18 protein-coding genes are annotated in these 12,827 nt (G+C 63.3%); 12 read left to right on the top strand and 6 right to left on the bottom strand.

All coding sequences use genetic code 11. From position 1 onward, the window contains the following. Window positions 1–149: 149 nt before the first annotated feature. Window positions 150–698, top strand: a complete 549-nt coding sequence (locus ACFFJ6_RS21480) for a CreA family protein (RefSeq protein WP_378391651.1) — start codon at window positions 150–152, stop codon at window positions 696–698. A 112-nt stretch (window positions 699–810) separates the two neighbouring features. On the opposite strand, the gene ACFFJ6_RS21475 is transcribed toward ACFFJ6_RS21480, so the two are convergent. Continuing rightward, window positions 811–1,035 carry a hypothetical protein gene (locus tag ACFFJ6_RS21475; protein ID WP_378391649.1) on the bottom strand — a complete coding sequence of 75 codons (225 nt, stop codon included), beginning with the start codon at window positions 1,033–1,035 and terminating at the stop codon, window positions 811–813. Window positions 1,036–1,619: 584 nt separating this feature from the next. On the opposite strand from ACFFJ6_RS21475, the gene ACFFJ6_RS21470 reads away from it, so the two are divergent. Next, window positions 1,620–1,787 carry a hypothetical protein gene (locus tag ACFFJ6_RS21470; RefSeq protein ID WP_378391647.1) on the top strand — a complete coding sequence of 56 codons (168 nt, stop codon included), beginning with the start codon at window positions 1,620–1,622 and terminating at the stop codon, window positions 1,785–1,787. 40 nt (window positions 1,788–1,827) lie between these two features. Then, window positions 1,828–2,226 carry a hypothetical protein gene (locus tag ACFFJ6_RS21465; protein WP_378392253.1) on the top strand — a complete coding sequence of 133 codons (399 nt, stop codon included), beginning with the start codon at window positions 1,828–1,830 and terminating at the stop codon, window positions 2,224–2,226. Between the two features lie 53 nt (window positions 2,227–2,279). On the opposite strand, the gene ACFFJ6_RS21460 is transcribed toward ACFFJ6_RS21465, so the two are convergent. Then, window positions 2,280–2,546 carry a DUF6719 family protein gene (locus tag ACFFJ6_RS21460; RefSeq protein ID WP_378391645.1) on the bottom strand — a complete coding sequence of 89 codons (267 nt, stop codon included), beginning with the start codon at window positions 2,544–2,546 and terminating at the stop codon, window positions 2,280–2,282. Window positions 2,547–2,678: 132 nt separating this feature from the next. Between ACFFJ6_RS21460 and ACFFJ6_RS21455 the strand changes: the two genes are divergently transcribed. The 3 genes from ACFFJ6_RS21455 (at window position 2,679) to ACFFJ6_RS21445 (ending at window position 5,347) form a co-directional block, all read left to right on the top strand. Beyond that, window positions 2,679–3,962 (top strand): ArgE/DapE family deacylase, encoded by a 1,284-nt coding sequence (locus tag ACFFJ6_RS21455; protein WP_378391643.1) that lies wholly within the window; start codon window positions 2,679–2,681, stop codon window positions 3,960–3,962. Window positions 3,963–4,062: 100 nt separating this feature from the next. Beyond that, window positions 4,063–4,461, top strand: a complete 399-nt coding sequence (locus ACFFJ6_RS21450; protein WP_378391641.1) for a PaaI family thioesterase — start codon at window positions 4,063–4,065, stop codon at window positions 4,459–4,461. A gap of 265 nt (window positions 4,462–4,726) precedes the next feature. Continuing rightward, window positions 4,727–5,347, top strand: a complete 621-nt coding sequence (locus ACFFJ6_RS21445; protein WP_378391639.1) for a GNAT family N-acetyltransferase — start codon at window positions 4,727–4,729, stop codon at window positions 5,345–5,347. A 122-nt stretch (window positions 5,348–5,469) separates the two neighbouring features. On the opposite strand, the gene ACFFJ6_RS21440 is transcribed toward ACFFJ6_RS21445, so the two are convergent. Both ACFFJ6_RS21440 and ACFFJ6_RS21435 read right to left on the bottom strand, forming a co-directional pair. Then, window positions 5,470–5,766 carry a hypothetical protein gene (locus tag ACFFJ6_RS21440; protein WP_054164949.1) on the bottom strand — a complete coding sequence of 99 codons (297 nt, stop codon included), beginning with the start codon at window positions 5,764–5,766 and terminating at the stop codon, window positions 5,470–5,472. Between the two features lie 189 nt (window positions 5,767–5,955). Then, complete coding sequence (locus ACFFJ6_RS21435) at window positions 5,956–6,129, bottom strand: DUF1328 domain-containing protein (RefSeq protein ID WP_082364236.1); 174 nt, start codon at window positions 6,127–6,129, stop codon at window positions 5,956–5,958. Window positions 6,130–6,380: 251 nt separating this feature from the next. Here ACFFJ6_RS21435 and ACFFJ6_RS21430 point away from each other — a divergent pair, with 251 nt between their 5' ends. Next, a complete protein-coding gene (locus tag ACFFJ6_RS21430; protein WP_378391636.1) occupies window positions 6,381–7,166 on the top strand; it encodes a tetratricopeptide repeat protein in 786 nt (261 codons plus the stop codon). Window positions 7,167–7,449: 283 nt separating this feature from the next. Further along, window positions 7,450–9,312, top strand: coding sequence for a potassium transporter Kup (locus tag ACFFJ6_RS21425; protein ID WP_378391634.1), 1,863 nt, complete (start codon window positions 7,450–7,452; stop codon window positions 9,310–9,312). A gap of 73 nt (window positions 9,313–9,385) precedes the next feature. On the opposite strand, the gene ACFFJ6_RS21420 is transcribed toward ACFFJ6_RS21425, so the two are convergent. Together ACFFJ6_RS21420 and ACFFJ6_RS21415 are read right to left on the bottom strand one after the other, a co-directional pair. Beyond that, the gene (locus ACFFJ6_RS21420; protein ID WP_378391632.1) at window positions 9,386–10,027 is read right to left on the bottom strand and encodes a CPBP family glutamic-type intramembrane protease; all 642 of its coding nucleotides are present in this window, start codon (window positions 10,025–10,027) and stop codon (window positions 9,386–9,388) included. A 99-nt stretch (window positions 10,028–10,126) separates the two neighbouring features. Next, window positions 10,127–10,351: a hypothetical protein gene (locus ACFFJ6_RS21415; RefSeq protein ID WP_378391630.1), complete on the bottom strand. Its 225-nt coding sequence runs from the start codon at window positions 10,349–10,351 to the stop codon at window positions 10,127–10,129. Window positions 10,352–10,578: 227 nt separating this feature from the next. Here ACFFJ6_RS21415 and ACFFJ6_RS21410 point away from each other — a divergent pair, with 227 nt between their 5' ends. Genes ACFFJ6_RS21410 through ACFFJ6_RS21395 form a run of 4 tightly spaced genes read left to right on the top strand, consistent with a single transcriptional unit; the run spans window position 10,579 to window position 12,587 of the window. Further along, window positions 10,579–10,986, top strand: a complete 408-nt coding sequence (locus ACFFJ6_RS21410; RefSeq protein WP_378391628.1) for a hypothetical protein — start codon at window positions 10,579–10,581, stop codon at window positions 10,984–10,986. A 43-nt stretch (window positions 10,987–11,029) separates the two neighbouring features. After that, window positions 11,030–11,524 carry an MOSC domain-containing protein gene (locus ACFFJ6_RS21405; protein WP_378391626.1) on the top strand — a complete coding sequence of 165 codons (495 nt, stop codon included), beginning with the start codon at window positions 11,030–11,032 and terminating at the stop codon, window positions 11,522–11,524. A gap of 54 nt (window positions 11,525–11,578) precedes the next feature. Next, window positions 11,579–12,169 (top strand): NADPH-dependent FMN reductase, encoded by a 591-nt coding sequence (locus tag ACFFJ6_RS21400; protein ID WP_378391624.1) that lies wholly within the window; start codon window positions 11,579–11,581, stop codon window positions 12,167–12,169. A gap of 31 nt (window positions 12,170–12,200) precedes the next feature. Further along, complete coding sequence (locus tag ACFFJ6_RS21395) at window positions 12,201–12,587, top strand: group III truncated hemoglobin (RefSeq protein ID WP_378391622.1); 387 nt, start codon at window positions 12,201–12,203, stop codon at window positions 12,585–12,587. Window positions 12,588–12,827: the final 240 nt, after the last annotated feature.

Below are 12,827 nucleotides of genomic sequence, written 5' to 3'. Positions count from 1 at the left end.
GTTCACTGCGCCGGCGCTCTCTTCCAGCGCATATGATGAAAGCTTAACAAAAAAGCTTCACAGGACGTTAAACCAGAGTCGAAGTGCGCCGGCATCTTTTCAAGCGTTTCCTGATCCCCACATGGGCTGCAGCTTCAACGGAGACACGGATGACACGTCGTCACACCACATCGCTTTTCAGCCGCTTGAAATGCGCCGCGCTAGCCGGGCTGGTTCTGGCCGGGTTTGCTGCGACATCAGCGTCCGCCGCGGACGATCCGGATCTGATCTTCCGCCGCTCGACGGTTTTCAAGCTGCTCAGCCCCAACGACAAGCTCGCGACCTACGGCATCGACGATCCCGAGATCGAGGGCGTCGCCTGTCACTTCACCGTGCCGGAAAAGGGCGGCTTCAAGGGCTGGCTGGGACTTGCGGAAGAAGTCTCGGACATCTCGCTGGCGTGCCGGCAGATCGGCCCGATCCGCTTCAAGGACAAGCTGGCGCAGGCGGACGATATGTTCAGCAAGCGCCGCTCGATGTTCTTCAAGAAAATGCAGATCGTCCGAGGCTGCGACGCCAAGCGGAACGTGCTGGTCTATATGGTGTACTCCGACAGGCTGATCGAAGGCTCGCCGAAGAACTCGACGTCGTCGGTGCCGATCATGCCCTGGGGTGCCGCCGACCAGGCCGTGCAGAAATGCGGCGATTACTTCAAGTGACCTCACGCGGTCGATAAGCCCGACACTTCAGGCCCAGAATCGAAGGGAGCGACAGGCGGCCGCCTGTCGCTCCTTTTTTGTCTCGTGGTCTTGGTGAGGGCGAGGACCGCGTTTAGGCGGTGCGGTCGGCGGCCACAGGCCGCGCCAGATCCCGATGTCCGACCAGTCGGACCAAGCCTTGCTGCATCGATTGCGTGCCGGGATGACCGAAAATGTTCTGCAGCGCCATCTCACCGGTAAATCCGACACTCCGAAGCTTCGCCACGGTCAAAGGCACGCGTGCCGGGTTATCGGGCAGGCCGGTCTTTACATTTGCCACCTGTGCCTGACTTGTCATCGTTGTTCCTCCACTAAGCACATAAATAACGCTCAACGCCTAAAAACGTTGCATCGCCGCTTTCGCGACGTTTGAAACCGTGATGTCCGGGTGAAGCGTTTCGCTTCCGCGTGCTGGGACCACATCGCCCTGCCGCGCGTACCTATCGGTCACACGCTCGTTGGAGCGGTCCGAAACGCCTTCGCTTGTTCCTCTAGCAGGTGGCGCTTTCACGCGCCAGCAGTTCGACAAGAACAAGTTAATTCAATCTTGCGGACCCGAGGGTCTGCGGAGACGGATCGGAAGTAACAACCCCGGCGGGCCTTCCCTCACTCACGGTTGGATCTGACTAACCCGCAGCGATGACATCATGATGTCAAATGCGAGGTGATTTGCGGCCGTCCGGATATGACCCTGGGTGATAGCCCAGGCACGATTGTTTCCGCAGTGTTTCGTTCTGCCGTCGGGAACGAAACAATTGAGGGGAGCGACGAAACCATTTTTCGCCGGAACGCAGCGGTGGCGAAACGCGCTCCGGATATCAGTCGGCGGCATGAGGCGGCGGGGGCTGCCGAAGCCGACTGGAGTGCGCGCCAATGCGAACGATGAGCATGATCCTCGCCGGTGTCTTCGTCTTGAGCGCGTCGTCGGTTGCGGGTTCGTCGGAAGGCAGCATGCCGGGTGTCGGCACGTTCGCCTATCTGGACGCATCGTGGGATGGACTGGACGTCGCACGAGACGGAACGGCCTCGCTTGCCTCGTGGACCAAGTGAGCACAGCGACGTGAGCCATTCCTCGATCGGTCGGTTGCCGATGATGTGCCGCTTGGCGGGTCTGGTCCTTGGAACTCTGCTGGCTGCGGGGGGCGGCGCACAGGCGCAGGCGCGCTCCCTGATGAGCGTCCCCGACGCACGGATGGAGTTCATCCGCGCATGTACTGCTCATATGGCTGGCCGCTGGGCGCACCCCGTCGCGGTCTGCGGTTGCCTGCACGATCACGCGGCGGCGGCTGTCCAGGACATCGACCTGCGCGAGGCGTTGCTCCGAGGCATGCGCGAGCGTGGCGTGCCGACGATCGAGAACGACTGGATTCCGGCGGCGAAGCAGGCACAGATCAGCGCAACCTTCGACAAGATCGCCAAGCCCGCTTTGCAGTGCATGTTCGATCCGGCCGATCGGCCGGTCGGCGAACGGACTGATCTGGAGCGCTGACGCCGCACAGTCCGGTCTTCAGCTCACGCTGGTGTTCGTCGCTTTCCGATGCGTCATCGTCGCACGCGCGGCACGCATTTTCTGGTCCTTGCCAGACCCTCGGACGTGAGAGTGGCTCCGACCACCTCCAGGATCTGTCCGGTCGGACAGGAGCCGTCGTCGACGAATATCTTCTGGCCGAGGCGCAGCTCAGTGATGTCCTGTTCGCGCGACACCGTCAGCTGCTGCGCAGCCGACGGGCCTGGCAGCGATGCGAGGGCCAGAGTCCCCATCAGTAACAGGGTGGCACGACGGCGGCCGGCAATACGGATGTCGGTCATGGGGTCTCCTTCATGCGCCACGTGCAACGATGGCTTGATTCGCGGCGCCGCCAAACTGTCTGGCAATTCTGGCGAACTGTGGTTTGATCGCGACGCCGGGATCACGCAAGAACAAAACGGAGCAGTCGCCGCATGAGCGTCACCGATACCCAACGCCGAATCCTTGACGCTGTCGATGCGGGCTTCGACGCCCAGCTTGCCACCACCCGAGACTTCGTCGCGATCCCGAGCACACGCGGCGCCGAGGGCCCGTGCCAGGACATGATCGGCGATTTGCTGCGGCAGCGCGGCTACGAGGTGGACGATTGGCACATCAATCTCGACGATCTGAAGGATCTGCGGGGCTATGGTCCGATCGAGCACGACTTCTCCAAGGCCCGCACGGTCGTCGGCACCTACCGGCCGACCAACGGCAGCGGTCGTTCGCTGATCCTGCAGGGACATTGCGACGTCGTGCCGGCCGGGCCGATCGACATGTGGGAGACGCCGCCGTTCGATCCTGTGGTGAAGAACGGACGGCTCTACGGTCGCGGCGCCTGCGATATGAAGTCGGGCACCATCGGTGCTCTCTATGCGCTGGACGCGATCAAGGCCGCTGGCCTGCGGCCGACCGGGCGTATCCATTTCCAGTCTGTGATCGAGGAGGAGAGCACCGGCGTCGGCGCGCTGTCGACTCTTCAGCGCGGCTACCGGGCCGATGCTTGCTTCATCCCCGAGCCGACCGGCGCCAAGATGGTGCGGTCTCAGGTCGGCGTGATCTGGTTCCGGCTCCGGGTGCGGGGCTATCCAGTGCATGTCGCCACCGCAGGCTCCGGCTCTAACGCCATCACTGCGGCCTATCACCTCATCGCAGCGCTGGAGAAGCTCGAGGAGGAGTGGAATCGGCGGGCGGCAAGCGATCCGCATTTCAAGACGCTGGCGCATCCAATCAATTTCAACCCTGGCATTATCAAGGGTGGCGACTGGGCTTCGAGCGTGCCGGCGTGGTGCGATGTCGACTGCCGGATCGCGGTGCTGCCGGGGTGGTCGATCGCCGACCATCAGGCCGAGATCCTCGCCTGCGTCGCTGCTGCGTCCCGCGACCATCGCTTCCTGTCGAACAATCCGCCGCAGGTGGAGTGGTCGGGCTTCCTCTCGGAGGGCTACGAGCTGACCAACTCGGCCGAGCCGGAGGCGGCATTCGGCAAGGCCTACGACGCCGTGTACGGTGGTGCGACGCCCGACTTGGTGTTCACGGCACTGACCGACACCCGCTTCTACGGGCTGAATTACGACATTCCCAGCCTGTGCTTCGGCGCCAGTGGCGAGGCGATGCACGGCTTCAACGAGTATGTCGACCTCGACTCGTTGCGGCAGTCGACCAAGGCGACCGCGTTGTTCATCGCCGAATGGTGCGGGGTCGAGCCGGCGCAATAACCTCGGAGGTCATTGCCGACCAACCGCCGGGAGTTAGGCTCTTTTGCTGCCGGCCAACACGATGAGCCCGCGCGATCAGACGCGGGCCGAAGGAGGGATGATGACGCCGCTGGACATGATCAGGTCGCGGCCGCTGCCTTTCGCGGCGCTGATGGGCGTGGAGTTCGTTGAGGCGGGAGCTGAGCGGGTGGTCGCCACCATGGTGGTGCGCCCCGATCTGTGCACGCTCGGCGATGCGATCCATGGCGGTGCCGTGATGGCGCTGGCCGACAGCGTCGGTGCGACGGCGACCTTCATCAACCTGCCGCCGGATTCGAAGGGCACGACGACGCTGGAGAGCAAGACCAACTTCGTGGCCGCGGCGAAAGCCGGCACCACCGTTCGGGCTATTGCGACGCCGGTGCATCGGGGAAGGCGGACTCAGGTCTGGCAGACCCGGATTGAAACCGAGGAGGGGCGGCTGGTGGCCCTCGTCACACAGACTCAGATGGTTCTTTGATACCGCCACCCTTGCGGGGCAGCCTCCGTATCATCCCTAGAGTGCGGTGCAAAAGCACCGTTTGGTGAGTCTGTTTGCGCTCGCTCAAGGTTTGTTAAACAGCTTGAATTTATGAAGTTTTAGCAATGTTCGATGGCTTTGACGCCGGTCGTTCCCTGGCAGTTGAGCCATTTGATCTTGAATATTATTGTGCGTTGCACAATATATCTTTGGTCTAGGGAATCGAACGCCTCCTTGAGGGTCGTCCCCCAAAGGAGATGAACCTATGTACGACGCTCTCATCGCCGACCTCACCGGGTCCAAAGGGACGATCAGATCGCTGATCAACCAGGAACTGCCGCTGCTGCGGGACCACCTGCTGCGGCTGGACGCGGAGAGCCGGCGCGATCGTTTCAACGGCTATGCGGACGAGGGCTTTATCGACCGCTACGCCATGAAATGCGGCGGCGACGGCACCATCATCGTTGCGTTTTTCGGTGAGGACGGCTCGGTTCATGCGGCCGCCGAACTGCATCAGCCGGACCTGTCGACCGACTCGCTGCCGGAAATCGCGTTCAGCGTCGAAGCCCATCTGCGCCGCAAGGGCATCGGCAGCATCCTGTTCAAGCAGTTGATGGAAGTGGCTCGGTCGCTTGGCTACGAAAATCTGCGCATCACCACCGGCGCGCAGAACCAGGCGATGCGGGCACTCGCCAACAAGTTCGGCGCACATCTGACCTTCCGTCAGGGCGAATCGACCGGCACGATCGACTTGAATCAGGAAGCGCCGCGCGTGGACGCGCCAACGATCGAAATCCCGGCCGGCGCTGCGAGTGCGCTGATTGATTTCAATCAGGCGTGCTGGAATCTGTTTCTGAGAATGTCGGGGCTCGGACGCGCTGCCTGAGCGGCGCCGCGCATTCGTCTCGACAACACAATCTTACAAACGATAACGCCGCGCGCTGATGCCCGCGGCGTTTGTTCTTCGGACTGAGAAATCCAGGGTGCCGAGGCTCCTGTCTCTGCCGCTCAGATTCGCTTGTCGTTGCCGACGATTCGGCGCGACACACGCCGCTCGACGACGACAGAGCGCTGACTACCTTGCTCGCCGGTGATCACCCGTGTGGTGCGCGCCGCGGCACGTCCGGCCTTGCGTACTTCGCTCTGCACCTGCTCGATCGGGAGGCCCATCAGCGATGCAGCGATCTCGGCTTGGGATTCGACATCGTCAGTAATGCCCATCGCCGCGAAGATTGCCTCTTCGAGCGTCGGCGGATCGCGCCTGACGCGACGCGTGCCATACTTCGTATTCCAGTCTTCGCTCATCGACCCGCCCCAATTTTTTATTGCGGAGATACGTAGTGGAGCCGATGTTGCAATGCAATATAAAATCGGCGCGCGGACGTATCACCTTGGTCGAAATGGACCATCCGCGATTGCGACAGATCAAACGTAACAACCATTCATGGCAGCTCTGCGTCAGCGACCGACGCGGAGCTGCCCTTCGTGGAAACCTCAGGCTCTAAAGATCGTGAATCCGAGAATCAGTAGCACGATGAAAATCACTGCGAAGATGTAGAACAGGATGCGCGCCAGATCAGCGGAAGCGGCGGAGATTCCAGTGAAGCCAAAGATGCCGGCGATCACCGAGATCACCAGAAAGATGAGAGCCCATTTCAAAATCGTCATCGATATTGTCCTCGTGAAGCGTGCTGCGTGAACGAGGAGCGCCACCCAAGGTTCCGCATTTGGCGGTGGAGATCGCCTGATGATCGAGCCCGGACGGGCTTTGATGCGGCCGGCCGGTTTGAAGCGCCGGGACGATGCGGCTAGATTGCCGCCGGCCAACCGATGCGCCGAGGGGACCACATACGATGACGATAGGGATTGTGCGTTCGATCGCGCGAGCCTTGCCTCGAGCTTTGGCTCTGTGGACCTTGATGGTCGTGGTTCCGACCTCGGCGGCCTTGTCACAGTCCGCCGACCTGGTGCTGTGCGATCGGATCGCGGCGGATCCAGCCGATCCGGACAAGCCGGCGAGCGTCAAGGGCGTAGCCGAAATCTCAGCCGGCGACATCGAGACCGCGATCAAATATTGCCGCACGGCGGCCGCGGGTTCGCGCCGGGCGATGTATGCGCTCGGTCGAGCCTACGCGGCCAACCGCCAGCCGGCGGATGCGCTCGCGGCCTTTCGGAAAGCCGCCGCCAAAGGCAGTACGTCGGCGATGGTCGAGCTCGGCGTCGCCTATGCGACCGGGGCCGGCGTCGCCAAGGATGAGGCTCAGGCGAGGGAGCTGTTCGCGAAAGCGGCCGAGGCCGGCAATCCGCGCGGCATCAGCAATCTCGCCGCACTCGGCGGCGGCGGCTCGTCCGATCCGACGAAAACTCGCGCGCTGCTCGCCAAGGGGGCCGAGACCAACGCCGAGGCGCAGTATCAGCTCGGCATGATGCTGGCCGAGGGCGTCGGCGGAACCAAGGATGACGTCCAGGCGCGCGCGCTGTTCGAAAAGGCTGCGGCGCAAGGACATCCCGGAGCGCTGGAGCGCATGGGCGCGTTCGCGCAGGCGGGACGGGGCGGTCCGCAGGATTCGGGTGCTGCCAAGGGATTCTACGAACGTGCGGCAGCGCTCGGCAACGCCGACGCTGCCGCAGCTTTGAAACGTGCCGACTGCCCGTATTCGATTAAGGACAAGCAGGGGAAGCTTGTGACCAATCTGTGCTTCTAAGGTCTTTCCGGGAAGCTTCCGGGGCACTCCGTCCTGACTTGAAAATCTGCTAGCGAACGAATTCGGAAGACGGCTTGGTGCAGTCGGCGTGGTCGCCTGTCTGTTCCGGCGCGTCTGATCCAGGTCAACAACAGAGCACGGCGCCTATGAATAGAAACGCGGGATCGGAATCGGACGCCGGCCGGCAGGGACGGCCGGTGCGTTGTTCGGATCGCGGTGTCGACATCGTGCGGCCGGCGCCTGACGTCCGGGTCGGCCGGCAGATCGGCCCAGAGGGCGAGCAATGAGCCAGCACAAAAGCAGCGTCGGCCTGCTGATCAGCACGATCGGCGTCGTGTTCGGCGACATCGGCACCAGTCCGCTGTATGCGCTTAAGGAAACCTTCGCTGGCCATCACCCGATCGCGGTGACCCCGGACAATATCTTCGGCGTGCTGTCGCTGGTGTTCTGGACCGTGATGCTGCTGGTCACGGTGAAGTACGTGATCATCATCATGCGTGCCGACAACCACGGCGAGGGCGGCAGCTTGGCGTTGCTGGCCTTGGTGACCGAACTGACACGCGGGCGCCGGGTGCACTATCCGCTGATGATGCTTGGCGTGATTGCCGCGGCGCTGTTCTATGGCGACAGCATGATCACCCCGGCGATTTCGGTGCTCAGCGCCGTCGAAGGCCTCGAGGTGGTGACGCCGGATCTCAAGCTCTATGTCGTGCCGATCACCGCCGTCGTGCTGACGGGACTATTCGCAATCCAGTCGCGCGGAACAGGGCTCGTGGGACGCCTGTTCGGTCCGGTGATGACGCTGTGGTTCGTCGCGCTTGCGGTGCTCGGCATCGCCAACATCGTCCGCTCGCCGGGCGTCCTCGAAGCGATCAGTCCGATCTACGCGTTCGAGTTCGTGTTCCGACATCCGCTGATGAGTTTCTATGCGCTCGGCTCGGTGGTGCTCGCCGTCACCGGCGGCGAAGCGCTCTACACCGACATGGGGCATTTCGGTCGCTTTCCGATCCGGCTGGCCTGGTTCGGTCTTGTGCTGCCGTCATTGCTGCTGAACTATTTCGGCCAGGGTGCGCTGCTGATCCAAGATCCGAGCGCGATCCAGAATCCATTCTTCCGCATGGGGCCGGACTGGATGGTGATGCCGATGGTCGCGCTCGCGACCGCAGCGGCGGTGATCGCGTCGCAGGCGGTGATCTCAGGCGCTTATTCGGTAGCCCGGCAGGCGATCCAACTCGGCCTACTACCGCGCATGACGATCGTGCACACTTCGGGCGAGGAGGCGGGGCAGATCTACGTCCCGTTCACCAACTGGACCTTGTACCTCGCCGTGATGGCGCTGGTGATCGGCTTCCAGTCATCGAGCAACCTGGCCGCCGCCTATGGCATCGCCGTCACCGGCACGATGATGATCGACACGATCCTGGTGTCGTTCGTGATGGCCCTGCTGTGGCGCTGGAACATGGCGCTGGTGATCGCGGTGATCGGTACATTACTGGCGGTCGACTTCGCGTTCTTCGCCGCCAATATCATCAAGGTCGCGCAGGGCGGCTGGTTCCCGCTGTTCATCGGCTTCATCTCGTTCACCGTGCTGACGACCTGGCGGCGTGGCCGCGCCCTCGTGCGCAAGCAACTCAAGAAGCAGGCGGTGCCGCTTGATGTTGTGCTGCGCGCGCTTGGGCCAAATGTGTCACGTGCCCGCGGGACGGCGGTATTCCTGACCGCTGCGACCGACGGCGTGCCGCCGGCGCTGCTGCACAACCTCAAACACAATCAAACCGTCCATCAGCGCGTCGTGCTGGCGACGGTCATGACCGCGGAAACGCCCTACGTTCCGGACAGCGAGCGCGTGCTGATGACCGATATCGGCGACGGCTTCCATCGTCTGATCATTCGCTACGGCTTCATGCAGACGCCCGACGTGCCGGCCGCACTCGCGCTGTGCAAGCAGTTCGGGCACGAGTTCAACATGATGTCGACCTCGTTCTTCCTCAGCCGCGAGACCTTCGTGCCGAGCCTCAATCCCGGTATGGCGCTGTGGCGCGAGCGTCTGTTTACCTTCATGACGTTGAATGCGACGCGGGCGACGACCTTCTTCAAGATCCCGACCGATCGCGTGGTCGAGCTGGGCACGCAGCTCGAGATCTGATCGCGCTTTGCCGAGTGCAGATCGGCCGCGTCGCGTCGATCGGCGGCCGGTGATGCGCGAATCGCTTTCGCGCTCAGGCCAGCCCCAGCGCGAAAGCCAGCGTGCCGATGGCGGCGTGGGACACGATCAACGGCCAGATGTTGCGCATCCATAGATAGGCCGCACCCCATACCAGCCCGAGCAGGAACGTGTTGAGGAGCAGCGCCGGATCGCCGTAACAGAGGTGGATCAGCGAGAACATCGCCGCCGAGTACAGCACATAGGCCCAGCCGCCGCGCGACAGCCGATCCGTGATGAGCTTGGGGATCGAGCGGCACACCACTTCCTGGCAGGGGCTCGAGACCAGAACGTAGAATGGCGCGAAGCTCAGCCACGCCGGCGGTTTGGCGTCGAATGTGAAAAACTGGGTCTGCAGCAACATCACTGCGGCAATCGCCAGCGTCAGAACTGCGCAGCCGAGCCAGTGCCGCCATTGATGCGGCTTACCGAAGCCGAGCTCTGAAAACGACACTCCGGCCCAGACGCACAGCCCGATACACAGCCCGGAAACGACCAGCAGCGCATGGATCCGGTAGGCGAACGGCAGCAGGCTGAAATGGATCGCCAGCCCTGGCGCAGCCAGCACGAGCGCCAGACCCGCCAGCGGGACCAGCTGATGCGTGGTGAAGCTGGGGATATCGTCGGGAGTCGGCTTGGCTTGTCGTAAATTTGTCATCCGGCGATCATCGGCATTCCGCCTAATGACGCCAGTCACAACCGCGCCAGTTCGCCCTGATGTGATCCCGAGGAGGCCAGTGATTGCCCGGGGACGACGTCAGCGCCGGCTGCTGCCGCCGACCCCGACCTCCAAGGCACCGCCGACCCTGACGCAGGTGCTACCGCCTTCAACCTGCACGAAGCCGGGGCCATAGGCGGCGCAGGGATTGCCGCTCGTCTGTTTCGGGAGCGGCGTCGGCTTGGGCGAAGGCCGCTTGTCGTCAGCCGCGTCGGCGGCCGGCACCGCGGCGGCGAGCAGGAGGGCAATCAGCACGGTTCTCATGCCGAATGAGTACTGCAGAAGCCGCCCGCTTTCCAGCGGGTGACCGCCACGGTTCCATTGCCGCAAACCTGCCGCAATCGAGCGGTCGAGCTTGGTGCCCGTGGAAACTCCAGCCGGGCGCCGGGCAATGCGCTTGACGCCGCCTCGGCGCTCGGATTGACGTAGCGTCGCTGATGAACAACCGCCACGGCGCGACGTGCCGGTGAGCGCATTCGATGGGGATCTCGATGAGGACGATGGTTGTCATGGTCGCGCTGCTGGCTTCGAGCGCGGCGCTGGCGCAGAGCGCGAACACGCCGAGCAGTCCGCCGATGGTCGGCGATCGGCCGCTAGTGCAGGTCAAGCCACGCGGCGACAAGATGGCGAAATCGGACGGAGCCGCAAAGCAGGCCAAGTCCGCCAAACCTTCAGTTGCAGCGCAGTTGCAGGCTTGTCTCGAGATCGAGGACGACAGCAAGGAGCGACTGGACTGCTACGACGCGATCTACCCGCCGAAGCCGAAGACCATGAAGCCTGGCGCCAAGCAGCCGGCCGCCAAGGCAGTGGCCGATTGCCGCTTCACCAAGGAGCAGGACGAGCGGCTGGCCTGCTACAACGGCTTCGCCGACGCGATTCCGAAACTGCCGAAGACCTGAGCGGGAACGATATCCGGTCCGCGGTCTTGTCGCCGACCGCATGATGACGATGTCTCCCGATACGCCGGTTGGCCGGTTGATCGCCGCACCGATACGTGCCGGGCGACTGGAATGGATCGGTTTGCGCCCCTCGCGGCAAGCCGAGATGGCGATGCCGGACGAAGCGGCTCTGATCGCGCAGACGGGTATCACTGGCGATCGCTATCGGACCACCCACAATGGGCCCCGGCAGGTCACGCTGATCGCAGCAGAGGATCTCGTTGCCATCGCGGCGTTTCTCGGTCGCGACGCGGTGACGCCGCATCTGCTGCGTCGAAATCTCGTGACGCGCGGGATCAATCTCGCCGCGCTCAGGGGCCAGCGCTTCCGGATTGGCACGGCGTTGCTGGAAGGCTCCGGCGATTGCGCGCCGTGCAGCCGGATGGAAGAGGCCTTGGGGGCGGGGGGCTATAACGCGGTGCGGGGGCGTGGCGGCATCACCGCGCGGATACTCGAAAGCGGAACGGTGCGGATCGGCGACCTCGTCGAGCGCATCTAGAACCCATCGTGGGACGCGCGTTGCGTGCAGCGGTTTTGAATGAGGACTTCGCCGATGTCTCTTCGCCTGCTCGTCCTGTACGGATCCTATCGCGCGGACCGAATGGGGATTCGTCTCGCGAACTATCTGGTCACCGAACTGAGCCAGCTCGGCCATGACGTCGAACTCATCGACGCCAAGGCGATCGGGCTGCCGATGCTCGACCGGATGTACAAGGAATATCCCGAAGGCGAAGCGCCGGAAACGATGGAGGCACTGGCCGAGAAGATCCGCAGTGCGGACGGCTTCGTGTTTGTCACCGGCGAATATAATTGGGGCTTTCAGCCCGGACTGAAGAATCTCACTGACCATTTCCTCGAGGAGTGGTTTTGGCGGCCAGCCGCGATTGCCAGCTACTCGGCCGGACGGTTCTCCGGCGTGCGCGCCGCAACGGCGTGGCACGGCACGCTGAGTGAAATGGGCATGGTGGTGATTTCATCCTCGCTGGCTGTCGGGCCGATCGCGCAGACGCTGGACGACAGCGGCGCGCCGATCGGCGAGGGCGGCAAATCTCTGTCGCGTGCATTTCCGCGCTTCGCCGAAGATCTGGCCTGGTGGGCCGAAGCAGCCAAAGCGCAGCGCGCCAAGGTCAAACCGCCATATTGAGCGAGGCGCTATCGCGTCCTACATCCAGGCCATGCACAGCATCACCGAAGCCGAGATCAACCTGCTTGTTCGCACCTTCTACGCGCGTGCGCGGGAGGATGAGCAGATCGGCCCGATCTTCAATCGTGCCGTCGCGGATTGGGACCATCACATCGCACAGATCAGCGATTTCTGGTCGTCGATGCTGTTGAAGACCGGCCGCTACGAAGGCCGACCGATGCGGCCGCATCTGATGCTCGGCCTGGAGCCAGCGCACTTCGACCGTTGGCTGAAATTGTTCGAGGCGACCGCGACCGAACTGTTCGCGCCCGACGTCGCGGCCGCTTTCATCATCCGTGCCCGCCGCATCGCCGACAGCTTCGAAATGGGAATCGCCACGACGCGGGGTAAGGTCGCCGCGCCGAGGCATAGTGTTTAGGACATCCACCGTCATTCGGGGGCGCGCTTAGCGCGAGCCCGGAATCGATACGCCGCAGCATCCGCTTTGGCGTAGCGCGGCGGACATCAGGGCGCGATCGAGAGTCCAGGGGATATGGATTCCGGGCCTGCGCCGCTGTGCAGCGCGTCCCGGAATGACCGGAGAGGGACGAACCACCAACCTCCGAATTCCGGGTTCGCGAGCTATGCTGGCGCCCCAGAATAACGGAGGACAGTTTGT

Source organism: Rhodopseudomonas telluris, from assembly GCF_042432815.1.
In the GTDB taxonomy this organism is placed as follows: domain Bacteria; phylum Pseudomonadota; class Alphaproteobacteria; order Rhizobiales; family Xanthobacteraceae; genus Rhodopseudomonas; species Rhodopseudomonas telluris.
Note: the sequence above shows the minus strand (reverse complement) of the source record. Positions and strands in the feature narration are given on the sequence as shown.